5 protein-coding genes are annotated in these 10100 nt (G+C 74.3%); all 5 read right to left on the bottom strand.

Annotation, left to right across the window (positions count from 1 at the left end; all coding sequences use genetic code 11):
- Positions 1-198: 198 nt before the first annotated feature.
- Positions 199-1575, bottom strand: a complete 1377-nt coding sequence (locus ABD54_RS23160; RefSeq protein WP_047871648.1) for a GGDEF domain-containing protein — start codon at positions 1573-1575, stop codon at positions 199-201.
- 560 nt (positions 1576-2135) lie between these two features.
- Positions 2136-4535, bottom strand: coding sequence for a GTPase (locus tag ABD54_RS23155; RefSeq protein WP_047871647.1), 2400 nt, complete (start codon positions 4533-4535; stop codon positions 2136-2138).
- The gene (locus tag ABD54_RS23150) at positions 4532-6427 is read right to left on the bottom strand and encodes a dynamin family protein (RefSeq protein ID WP_047871646.1); all 1896 of its coding nucleotides are present in this window, start codon (positions 6425-6427) and stop codon (positions 4532-4534) included. Before ABD54_RS23150 ends, ABD54_RS23155 begins: the two co-directional genes overlap by 4 nt.
- A 70-nt stretch (positions 6428-6497) precedes the next feature.
- Positions 6498-7778 (bottom strand): uroporphyrinogen-III C-methyltransferase, encoded by a 1281-nt coding sequence (gene cobA, locus ABD54_RS23145; protein ID WP_047871645.1) that lies wholly within the window; start codon positions 7776-7778, stop codon positions 6498-6500.
- 215 nt (positions 7779-7993) lie between these two features.
- On the bottom strand, positions 7994-10100 hold a 2107-nt coding region (gene cobT / locus ABD54_RS23140; protein ID WP_047871644.1), incomplete at its 5' end, for a nicotinate-nucleotide--dimethylbenzimidazole phosphoribosyltransferase.

The raw sequence follows: 10100 nt of genomic DNA, 5'->3' as shown, positions 1-10100 counted from the left end.
GGAGTGCCGCCGCCCCGGGAGGGCCCGGGCGCGGTCGGACGGTCGGGTGCGGAGTCGACGGGGCGACGGGGGTCAGAGGGGCCGAGGGAGTGGTGCGGCTGGTCAGAGTGCATATCTTCACGGTGCGTGATCCGACGGTTCGGGCGCAACGCCCTTCTTGGCGCTGTGGACAAGTCCGTCAGACCACGAAGCCGCAGGTCAGGGAAGTTCGGTGTGCTCGGTGGGGTCCGTGTGCTCCTTGTGACCGGAGATCTCCCCTCCCCGGGGCCCCGGGATCTTGCCGCCGCTGCGGGGGCGCCCGGCGGGCAGGCACACCCGGTTGCGGCCGGTCTCCTTGGCCCGGTAGAGCGCGAGGTCGGCCGCGGTGAGCAGCTCCACCAGGTCGTTGCCGTGGTCGCCGATGACGGCCGCGCCGATCGAGATGGTGATGGACACCGGCACGTCGTCCACCGCGATCTCCATGCGTCCCACCTGCGAGCGCAGGCGTTCGGCGGCCCGCCAGGCCTCGGCGGTGTCTGAGCCCGGCAGCAGCACCACGAACTCCTCCCCGCCGAACCGGCCGAGCAGGTCGGACTGGCGCAGCTGCTGGGCGATGGTGGTGGCTACGCCCAGCAGCACCTGGTCGCCGAACAGGTGCCCGTGGTTGTCGTTGACCCTCTTGAAGTGGTCGATGTCGATGATCAGCACCGCAGCCCTGCCCCGCGAGGAGCGGGCCCTGGCGATCTCCACCGACGCCTCCTGCTCCCAGGTGGGGGCGTTGAGCAGGCCTGTCTTGGGATCGGTGCGCGCGGCCATCTGGAGCTGCTGGTACATCAGGCTGCGCTGGAGCAGCAGCACCGGGGGGACCGCGATGAACAGCAGGAACAGCGACAGGTGGGCGAGGATGGCGACGGTGACGCCGACACATAACTCGACGGCGTCCACGATGAGGGCCTCGCGGTCCCACATGGGCCGCAGCGTGTGCCCGGGGCCGCTGCTGATCCGCGCGGCCACCGCGACGAGCAGGTTGTTGAGGACGGTGAAACCCGTGCAGCACAGCACGGCGACGAGCACGCCGGGGCCGGTGGTCAGGTACTCGTGCGCGCCGGGGGTGCCGCCGAGCCCGTCTACGAGGCCGCCTCCCCAGATCGAGTGCCAGGTCACCGAGGCCAGGAAGCCGGACAGGGCGATGGAGGCGGCGTTGAACACCCGCCGGTGGAGCAGCGCGCGGCGCGTGCGGTACTGGAGCATCAGGAAGACGGGCACCGGCAGGATCAGCGCGTACAGCGGCGGCAGCAGGAGGACCGCCGGGAACCACCAGGCCCCCAGGAAGTCCCGGTTGATCCCGGCCGGAGTGCCGAGGCGGCGGCCCGCCTCCACGCAGAGCACGGCGCCCGCCAGCAGCGCGACCAGGGTGACCGCGTCCATCACCGCGGGGGCGGTCAGCGCCACCGCTCCTCCGAACAGGAACAGCGTCGCGGACACGAGCAGCGCCATGTAGACGACCAGCCCGCGGGGCTGCTGGAGGATCGGCCAGCGCGGACGTTCGTCCTCGGGACGCCCGGCCGGCGCGATCGGCTTCTCAGAGATGCTCACCGTTGCGCCTCCCTCCTCACATCGCTCTCCACCGTCCGACTCCTACACCCGCCTCTGATGGGTCCACCGCCTCCCACGGTTCTCCCTTCGACGGGGTTGTTTCGCCGCGCGTTCCCTTACGGTGCCAGTCGGTTACGACAACGGGGCGTCGGGGCCCGACGACGGTGCGGCTCGCCAGTCCCGCGACACGCTCCACTTTACATTACGTTGGGTAATAACTTAATTGCTGATTGTGCGATCGCCGTGGGTAACGGCTCGCGGCCGGGGCACCCGGTTTTCACGGGGTTGGGCTCAGCGGTGATCTAGGGCATCCTGCCGTAGGGACCCTCCACGGTAGCCACTGTGTGGCGCGGCGTGTCGACCGCCTGACACCCCGAACACCCGGGCTCCCACGGCACTCACTACAAGGAGCACACATGTACAACGGCACTGTCTGGGTCTAGAACCCGTTACAGCTGAGTGAAGATCACCGGGGACGGGCGGCGCGGTGCCGCCCGTCCCCGGCCTCGGAAACGCGGTCGGGGTCCGGGCGGGCGTGGACGCCCGCCCGGATCCCGGGGTCAGTCCGCCGTACCGGCCACCTCGTAGGCCGCCCGGAACGCCCGGTACCTGGCCAGTTCCGCCTCCAGCGGCTCCACCACGCGCAATCCGGTGATCTCCCGGACCCGGGCTGAGGCCGTGCGCTCCACGTCCTCGCGGCGCTGGACCGCGGCCACCTCGACGAGGTTGCCGCAACCCACCCCGGTCAGCCACCCGACCAGCAGGGCCGCGACCACCAGGACGCCGGAGTAGGCGGCGAACACCGGGTCGTCGAACACCGCCAGGCCGGTGATGCCGCCGCCCAGCCAGCTCGACAGGGTCACGACGGCCCAGGCCAGGCCAAGGCCCGCGACCGCGAGCAGCGCGTACTGGGCCGCGCGGGCGACCTTCCACCACGACGGGCTCCGGTCGGGATCGCCGACCGCCCCGGCCACGGCCTGCCCAAGTTCGGCGGGCAGCTCGGGAACGGCGCCGCGGGCCGCGGCGCGCATGCGGCGGCGCCACAGCGGAGGCATACCCTCCGAGACGCTGTCGGCGGCCTCCCCCAGCGCGGTCTCCAGTTCGGCCTCGTGCGCGTCCACCGGGCCGCCCACACCGTTCCCGCTGTCGCGGCGCAGGAAGTCAAGCTGGACCGCGGCGAGCGGGTCCTTGCCCAGCCGCAGCGAACGGCGGGCCACCGGCCAGCCGACCTGGCGTCTGCCGCGCCGGATGTCGTTGGTCTCGGTGACGTCGGCGACCGCCGCCACACCGGCCGCGTTGGCCAGTCCCTCCTGGACGCGGGCGCGCACCTGGGCCGGGACCGCCTCGGGCACCGCTCCCCCGCCGTGGAACTCACCGAAGGGCTCGACCACCTGGTCCAGGTCCGCGGCCAGCCTGTCCACCAGCGCGCGCCGCTCGCGCACCGTCTCGGCGAGGAACTCGCGCAGGTCGCCGATGCCCTGGCCGGTGAGCGTGGACGTGGTGATCACCCTCGGGTGCACCCCGGACTCCGTCTCCAGCAGGCGGCGCAGGTCGGTGAGCAGTTCCTCCAGCTCGTCGGGCTCGACCTTGTCGACCTGGTTGAGGACGGCGACGGTGACCGCGCCGTGCCCGGCCATCTGGGCCAGGTAGCGGTGGTGCACCGCGGCGTCGGCGTACTTCTGCGGATCGAGCACCCACACCAGCAGGTCGACCGAGCCGATGAGGCGGTCGGCCTCGGCGGTGTGCATGCTGCGGACCGAGTCGTGGTCGGGCAGGTCGAGCAGGACCAAGCCGGTCAGCTCGGAGCTGCCCGTGTCCAGGACGCTGGTGCGCGAGTGGCGGTAGCGGGTCGGGACGCCCAGCCAGCCCAGGAGGGCGTCGGCCCCCTCGTGGCCCCACACGCAGGCGTGCGCCTTGGAGGTGGTGGGCCGGGTGACGCCGGTCTGCGACAGCTGGAGTCCGCACAGGGCGTTGAACAGCGAGGACTTGCCGCTGCCGGTGCCGCCCGCCAGGGCGACCACGGTGTGGTCGCCCGACAGCCGCAGGCGTGCCCCGGCGTGGTCGAGCAGTTGGGTGGACCGGGCGACGAGTTCCTGCGGCAGGTCGTCGCGGCCCAGTTCGGTGAGGGTGGACAGCGCGTCCAGGCGCTCGATCAGCTCGTCCCGGGTGGTGGAGCGGGCGGAGTGCCAGGTGTCGTGGGTGGTGGGGCGGTACTCCTCGTCCTCGCCCTCCTCCGCGTCGGCGTCGGTGTCGGCGCCCACGGCGCGGAAGGCCCCGGAGACCGCGGAGGGGCCGGGGACGCGGCGGGGCAGCGGTTCGGGCCCCTCCGAGGCTTCGGATCCGGCCGACGCGGGCTCCTCGGACACCCCGTGCCCGCCCTGGTCCGGGGAGGCCTCACGGGCCCGGTGCGGCGCCCGGTCCCCGTCCGGCTGGCCCACGACCGGGAAAGCGCCGGTGGCGCGCCCGGCGATACGGGTGTCGTCGGCCGCCTCGGCGAGGCTGCCGACCCATCCGGCGAGCCCGTCGGGGTCCTCGTGGTGCTCCTCGTTGGGGCGGCGGTCCCCCTCGCGCTCCCGGTCCGCGAGGGACCGCGTGTGACGTCCGGAGCGCCGCTGCGCGGCCGAGGACGGCGCTGGGTCCGGCTCGGCGTCGGCGCCGTGGGAAGCTCCCCGGTCGCTCTGGACGCCCCGGTGCGGGGCTCCGGCGCCCGAGGGGTCGGGGTACGCCGCGATGCCGTCGTAGGCGGGGTCCTCGGAGCCCGCGTCGGACACGGCGTGGTCGGGGTGCTCGGGGACCGGCACGGTGTACCCGCGCCAGGGCCCGGACGCCGCGTCGCCGCGGGGGCGCCCGTCGTCACCGGCGCCGGGCGCACTCCGTCCGTTCTCGCGGTCCTCGCCCTCGGCGCGACCGTGCGCACCGGGCTCCCCGTACGCCTGCGCGGGGTTCCATTGAGTCGTCATCGTGCAATCTCAAGGTTGTACGTGGCCTGGTAGAGCTGGACGGCGGTGTCCTCGGACGGGATGGCGGCAGACACCAGGGCGGTGTCGAAGGGCACGCGCTCGCGGTCGAGCAGCCCCTGGACGCGCTGGCGCAGGTCGTCCCGTGCCGCTGCGCCAATGCTACGCAGTGACTGGGCGCCGAACAGCCCCTTGAGCAGGCGCTGCGGGGAAGGGCCGGAGGACTCGGCCGCGTGGGCGCCGCCTCCGGAGCGGGACCGCTCGTAACCGAGCAGGTCGATGATCAGGACCAGGGCGACGACGTCGTGGTCGAAGGTGACGAACCGCGCCACGGAGCGCTTGGTGGCGCCGCTGGCGGTGGTCATCTCGACGAGGCCGCGCTGCCACTCGGCGATCTCCTGGCGGATCTGCTGTGAGAGCAGGCCCGTGCCGGGCTGGTTGAGGGCCTTGGAGGCGAGGTCGCCGCCGCCGGGGACCTCGCGCCACCTGCGCTCGACCTCGTCGGAGGCGCGTTCGCAGGTGGAGACCACCAGGGCCTCCAGGCCGTCGCGGACGGCGCGCTCCAGGGCGCCGACCCGCTGGCCGCGCTCGGCCTGTTCGGCGCGGCCGCCCCTGCGCGTGCGCCTGCCGCGCGGGCGCAGGCTCCTGGTGAGCTCTCCCCCCGCCGCGACCTCCTGCCAGCGGGCGAGCAGCGATCCGCGCAGCAGGGAGCCGTCGGCCAGGCTGGTGTCGACACGGTCGCGGGCGGCGGCGTAGGAGTCGTCGACGGCGGCGGTGAGGGTGCGCCCGGTCTCGATCTGCGTCTCCACCTGGCGGGCCAGTTCGGGCACCCGCGTCCGGAAGCTGTCGATGACGCCGATGAAGGTGCGCCGTGAGACGCGGTCGCGCTGCTCGGCCTCTCCCGCGACCTCAGCCAGGTAGTCGCGGATGTGGTCGGCGACGTTGGAGGTGAAGCGCTCGCCCCGGATCTGGTCGGTCTCGGGGATGGCGAACCGGGCGGCCGCGCCCAGCCCGTTGGCCTCCAGCATCGCGCCGAAGTGGTCCAGGAGCTGGCGCCTGCCCCTGCGCGGCACCCGGGAGAGCACGACGGCCAGGGAGGTGTCCCGGTCGCGGGCGACCTGGAGGAACTCCCACACGCGCGCGTCGGCGTAGCGGCTGCTGGTGGTGACGAACACCCACAGGTCGGCGGCGTCGAGGAACTTGGCCGCGAACTCGTGGTGCGCGGCGACGGCGGAGTCGACGTCGGGGGTGTCGAGCAGGGCCACGCCCGGGGGCATGGCCTCGGTGGCGGCGAGCACGAGCATGCCGTCCTTGCCCGGCATGGCCAGGCCCTGCTGGCGCACGCGCGGCAGGGAGGGGATGAAGGATGCCTCGCTGAACCAGTCGACGTCGGCGGGGTTGCAGGCCAGGACGGGGCTGTTGGTGGTGGGGCGGCGCACGCCCGTGGTGGTGACCTGTTCGCCGACCAGGCTGTTGACCAGGGTGGACTTGCCCGCTCCGGTGGATCCGGCGACCGCGATCAGCAGCGGGGTGTCGGGACGGCGGACCCGGGGCAGGACGTAGTCGGAGAGCTGGGCGAGCACGTCCGCCTGGAGTGCGCGTCCCTCCTCGTCACTGGGCAGGCCCTCGGCGAACTCCAGGTCCCGGATGTGCTTGCGCAGCGCTTCCAGGACCTGTTCGAAGTGGTTCTCTTCGGGTTGGGGGGCGCGGTGCTTGGCCGGTCCGGCGGCGAGCGGCACGGTGGGCCCCCGTCGGGCGCCGACGGCCGCGCTGTCGGCCTCGCGCGCGGGTGCGGAGCCCTGGGCGGGCTGTTCGGAGGTGGCGGCCGGTCCGGTTCCGAACCGGTCCGGAGCGCCGGGACCGTTGGTCCCCGGTGCGGCCGAGGGCCGGGTCATGATCGGTGTGCCCTCCTCATCGGTGCTGACGGTCCCCGCCGCGGAGCGACGTACGCCGCGGGCGGAGGTCTCACTGGAGATCGCGCCCGGTCGCCAGTCGACGGGTCTCGAACTGGTTTCCCGTGTGCAGTATGTCAAGATCCCGCGCTGTTTTGACCACTTCTCCGATGATCAGTACCGCGGGGGGCCGCACTCCGGCCGATCGGGCCGCGGCGGTGATGGTGGCCAGCGTACCCGTGACGGTCCGCTGCCCCGGCAGCGTGGCCTCCTGTACCACCGCCGCGGGGGTGTCGGCGGATCTGCCGTGGGAGACGAGGGCCTCGGCGATCGCCCCGATCCGCTCCACCCCCATGAGGACGACGACGGTACCGTCCGCGCGGGCCAGTCCCGCCCAGTCGACCGTGGAGCGCACGTCGCCGGGGGGCACGTGCGCGGAGACGATGTGCAGGTCCTGGGCCACGCCGCGGTGGGTGGCGGGGATGCCCGCGCTGGCCGGGGCGGCGAGCGCGCTGGTCACACCGGGCACGGCGATGACGGGGATCCCCGCTGCGGCGCAGGCGGCGGCCTCCTCGCCGCCGCGGCCGAAGAGGAAGGAGTCGCCGCCCTTGAGCCGGACCACGAACTTCCCGCGCCCGGCGCGGTCGACCAGGGTCGCGTTGATCTCCTCCTGGGTCATGGAGCGGCCGTAGGGGATCTTGGCGGCGTCGACGATCTCGACGTCGGCGGGCAGGCGGTCCAGGAGGGAGGTGGGGGCGAGCCGGTCGACCACCACCACGTCGGCCTGGGAGAGGAGCTGCTGCCCGCGCACCGTGATCAGGCCGGGGTCGCCGGGGCCGCCTCCGACGAGGGCGACGCCGCGCAGGCGCTCGCGTCCGCGGCGGGCGTCGAGGGTCCCGTCGGCGAGGCCGTCGACGACGGCGTCGCGCAGTCCGGCCGAGCGGCGGGGGTCTCCGGAGGCGACGACGCCCACGGTGACCCCGGCCGCGCTTCCGCTTGCGGGGGTCCATGCGGAGGAGGCGTGGCGGTCGTCGGCGCGCACGCACCACACGTGGGCGTTCTCGGCCTCCTCGGCGACGGCGGCGTTGACGGCGGGGTCGTCGGTGGCGGCGTGCACGAGCCAGTGGGCCGGGGCGCCCGGACCCGCGACGTCGCCGGGGGCGTAGGGGCGCCGGTGCCAGGTGAGGCGTCCGGCCGAGGCGAGGTCCTCCAGTGCCGCCGAGGCCTCGGGGGAGACCAGGGTGACGCGGGCCCCCGACTCGATGAGCACGGGGACGCGCCGCTGGGCGACCCTGCCCCCTCCGACGACGAGGACGTCGCGTCCCAGCATGCGCAAACCAAGGAGATAGGTCATGTGTCGCGCCCCTTCGGTCGTCCGTGCCGGTCCCCGGCGACGACGGCGGGGTGCTGGCGCAGGAGGACCGCCAGCCGCCGGCGATAGTTCGGCGATTGCTCCAAAAGTACCTTGTCAAAGAGGTATTACGCGGGTGTAAACGGGTGCCCCACCGGGGGTGTGAGCCCGCCCGCACCGGGGGTCGGTGCGAGCGGGGGACGGTGGGCCGCTCCAGGTCAGGGGGCCGTGGAGACGCCCGCGTCGTCGAAGGTGGCGACGTCGCGCAGGACGCGCGCCGCGCTCTGGAGCAGCGGCAGCGCCAGCAGCGCTCCGGAGCCCTCGCCCAGGCGCATCTCCAAATCGACCAGGGGGCGCAGACCCAGGTGCTCCAGGGCCAGGCTGTGCCCGGGCTCGCTGGAGCGGTGCCCGGCGAAGCAGGCGCTGAGCGCGTCCGGGGAGATCGCGGCGGCGGCCAGCGCGGCCGATCCGGCGATGACTCCGTCCAGCAGCACCGGAACGCGCAGGGCGGCGCCGCCGAGCACGAAGCCCGCCAGGGCGGCATGCTCCAGACCGCCCAAGGCGGCCAGGGTGCCGACCGGGTCGGCCGGGTCGACGGGGTTCGCGGCCAGGGCGCGGCGCACCACGTCGACCTTGTGGGCGTAGACGGCGTCGTCCACACCGGTGCCCCGCCCGGTGGCGTGCGCGGGGTCGGCTCCGGTGAAGGCGCACACCAGGGCGGCGGCCGGAGTGGTGTTGGCGATGCCCATGTCGCCGGTGACCAGGCAGCGGTTGCCCGCGGCGACCAGGTCGCGGGCGACCTCGATGCCGCATTCCAGGGCTTGGATGGCCTGCTCCCGCGTGAGCGCGGGCCCCTGGGTGAGATCGGCGGTGCCGTGCGCGACCTTGCGGGCCAGCAGGCCGGGGGCGCCGGGCAGGTCCGCGGCCACGCCGACGTCCACGACGGTGACCTCGGCGCCGACCTGGGCGGCGAAGGCGTTGACGACGGCGCCGCCCTCCAGGAAGTTGTGCACCATCTGGGCGGTGACCTCCCGGGGCCAGTGGGTCACCCCCTGGGCGTGCACGCCGTGGTCGCCCGCGAACACGGCGACGGCGGCCGGGTCGGGGATCGGCGGCGGGCACTGTCCGAAGATCCCGGCCAACTGGACCGAGACCTCCTCCAGGAAGCCGAGGGAGCCGAGCGGCTTGGTCATCCGGTCCTGACGGTCCCCGGCCTCCTCCATCGCGCGTGTGTCCAGGGCTCCGACGGCGGTGATGGTCTCCTCCAACAGGCTCGTGGGGCTCTGGCCGGGCAGACCGCGGCGGCCGTAGCGGTCGTGGTGCACCGCCCAGGACAGAGGGCGCTCCCCGGCCCAGCCCGAGAGGGTGAGCTCGGACTCGGCGGGGAACTCCTCCACATAGCCGACGCACAGGTAGGCGGCCAGGTCAAGGTGGGCGGGGAGTTCGAGGGCGCGGGCGACGTCGCGCTCGTCGACGAAGGTGAGCCAGCCGACGCCCAGGCCCTCGGCGCGCGCGGCGATCCAGAGGTTCTCCACGGCGAGCGCCGCGGCGTGGTCGGCGCTCAGGGGGCGGGCGTGGCGGCCCCGGGCGTGGCGGCCCCCCCGTGTGGGGTCGACGGTGACGGCGATGTTCAGGGGCGCGTCGAGGACCGCCTCGGCCTTGAGCCCGGCGAAGGCGCGGGCGCGGACACCCGGCGGCGCGTGGGCGTGGTCCTCGCGCTCGGCCGCGGCGAGGTCGCCCACGCGGGCGCGCAGGCCGGGGTCCTGGATGACCAGGAAGTCCCAGGGCTGGGAGTCGCCGACGCTGGGCGCCTGGTGGGCGGCCTCCAGGACGCGGGTGAGTACGTCGTGGGGCACGGGGTCGGGCCGAAAGCCCGTCCGGACGTCGCGGCGTTCGCGGATGGCCCGGTAGACGGCGGCGCGTTCGGCCTCGCCGTAGGCGTGGACGGAGCCGTCGTCGGGTCGCTCCGGGACCGGGGCGGCGGGCGCGTCAACGGGCTCGGGAACGAGCTGGACGGGAGGCCCGCTGGGCCTGGGCAGGGGCGCGGCTGGGTCGTGTGCGTGCATGCTCTGCTCCGGCTCGGTGGTCGCGGAGGGCTGGTCCGCGCGTCCGTGGTCTGTGGTCGGTGCTCCGGCCTCCCCGGTCCCCGCCTCCTCCTGGTCGGCGGTGGTACCGGTCGGGCGGACGGTCCGGGCGGGGTGCGCGGCCGGGCGTGCGGGTACCGCCGGTCCGGTGGCAGCGGCCGGGCCGGAGGGCGCCTCGGTGTTCGGGGGTGCCTGGGGGCGCACGGACTCCTCGGCGCGCACGGGTTCGGCGGGGCGCGGG

Origin of the sequence: Nocardiopsis sp. RV163, assembly GCF_001029525.1 — a bacterium.
Lineage (GTDB): Bacteria > Actinomycetota > Actinomycetes > Streptosporangiales > Streptosporangiaceae > Nocardiopsis > Nocardiopsis dassonvillei.
Note: the sequence above shows the minus strand (reverse complement) of the source record. Positions and strands in the feature narration are given on the sequence as shown.